The following is a 1,685-nucleotide window of genomic DNA, read 5'->3' on the forward strand; positions in this document are numbered from 1 at the left end:
GGCGGGCGCGGCGATCTCCTCCTCCGTACCCGAACAGCCGGCGAGTGCGACTCCGGCCGCCATCGCGAATGCGAGGGCGGCCGGGACACGGCGACGTCCGGTGGTCGAGAGCGGGCGATCCGTCGCGGTGGGAGTCATGCGTTCCTGTTCTTCCTGCGTGTGTCAGGCCCCGATGATGAAGGCCTCGAGTTCGGCGCGGGCCTTGTCGTCGGCCATCTGCTCCGGCGGGGACTTCATGAGGTACGCCGACGCCGGCAGGATCGGCCCGCCGATGCCGCGGTCCTTGGCGATCTTGGCCGCCCGGACGGCGTCGATGATGATGCCGGCCGAGTTGGGCGAGTCCCACACCTCGAGCTTGTACTCCAGGTTGATGGGGGCGTCGCCGAAGGCGCGTCCCTCGAGGCGAACGTACGCCCACTTGCGGTCGTCGAGCCACTCCACGTAGTCGGAGGGGCCGATGTGCACGTTGCGGTCGTGGATCTTGCCGGCCAGGGTGCCCTCGAGGTTGGAGGTCACGGCCTGGGTCTTGGAGACCTTCTTGGACTCCAGTCGCTCGCGCTCGAGCATGTTCTTGAAGTCCATGTTGCCGCCCACGTTGAGCTGGTACGTCCGGTCCAGCGCGACGCCGCGGTCCTCGAACAGCTTGGCCATCACCCGGTGGGTGATGGTCGCGCCGACCTGCGACTTGATGTCGTCGCCGACGATCGGGACCCCCGCCGAACGGAACTTCTCGGCCCACTCGGGGTCGGAGGCGATGAAGACGGGAAGGGCGTTGACGAAGGCGACCCCGGCGTCGATGCAGCACTGCGCGTAGAACTTGTCCGCCTCCTCGGACCCGACCGGCAGGTAGCTGACCACCACGTCGACCTCGGCGTCCCGCAGGGCCTGCACCACGTCCACGGGCTCGGCGCCGGATTCCTCGATGGTCTGACGGTAGTACTTGCCCAGGCCGTCGAGGGTGGGGCCGCGCTGGACCGTGATGCCGGTCGGCGGCACGTCGCAGAGCGCGAGGGTGTTGTTCTCCGAGGCGGTGATCGCCTCCGCGAGGTCCATCCCGACCTTCTTGCCGTCGACGTCGAACGCGGCGACGAACTCGACGTCGCGGACGTGGTAGTCACCGAACTTCACGTGCATGAGCCCGGGGACGGTCTGGTCGATCGCCGCGTCCTTGTAGTACTCGACGCCCTGCACGAGCGAGGACGCGCAGTTGCCGACGCCGACGATCGCGACGCGCACCTTCTGGTCGGTCATTGGTGTTCTCCTTGTGATGGGTTCTCTGTCTGGATGAGTTCGTTGATCCAGCGCAGCTCGCGCTCGCTGGTCTCGAGGCCCAGCAGGGTGAGTTGCCGGGCGTAGCGTAGTTCGGTCGGGCCGGCGCGTGTCGCCGCGTCCCGTTGGCCCTCGCGGCGCTCCTCGAGGACGCGCCGTCGGCCCTCGAGGAGCCGCACCCGGGCGGGCCCGGGGGTGCGGTCGAAGAAGGCCAGGTGGACGCCGAAGCCGTCGTCGGTGAACGAGGAGGCGCCGGGCGAGTCGAGCAGGGCGGCCAACGTCGCCTCGCCGACGGGGGTGATGCGGTAGGTCTTGCGACCGCGTCGTGCGGTGGCCGGTGGACGCGTGGCGGTGGCCGCCGTCGCGTCCTCGACGATGTCCCCCTGGTGCCGGAGGCGACGCAGGGTCGGATAGAG

2 protein-coding genes are annotated in these 1,685 nt (G+C 69.2%); both read right to left on the reverse strand.

Annotation, left to right across the window (positions count from 1 at the left end):
* Window positions 1-162: 162 nt before the first annotated feature.
* Window positions 163-1,251 carry an inositol-3-phosphate synthase gene (locus G6026_RS09940; RefSeq protein ID WP_107757804.1) on the reverse strand — a complete coding sequence of 363 codons (1,089 nt, stop codon included), beginning with the start codon at window positions 1,249-1,251 and terminating at the stop codon, window positions 163-165.
* Window positions 1,248-1,685: PadR family transcriptional regulator (locus G6026_RS09945; RefSeq protein WP_182613077.1), on the reverse strand; the 438-nt coding region annotated here is incomplete at its 5' end. The genes G6026_RS09945 and G6026_RS09940, both read right to left, overlap by 4 nt.

It is taken from the genome of Dietzia sp. DQ11-38-2, assembly GCF_014145055.1.
GTDB lineage: Bacteria > Actinomycetota > Actinomycetes > Mycobacteriales > Mycobacteriaceae > Dietzia.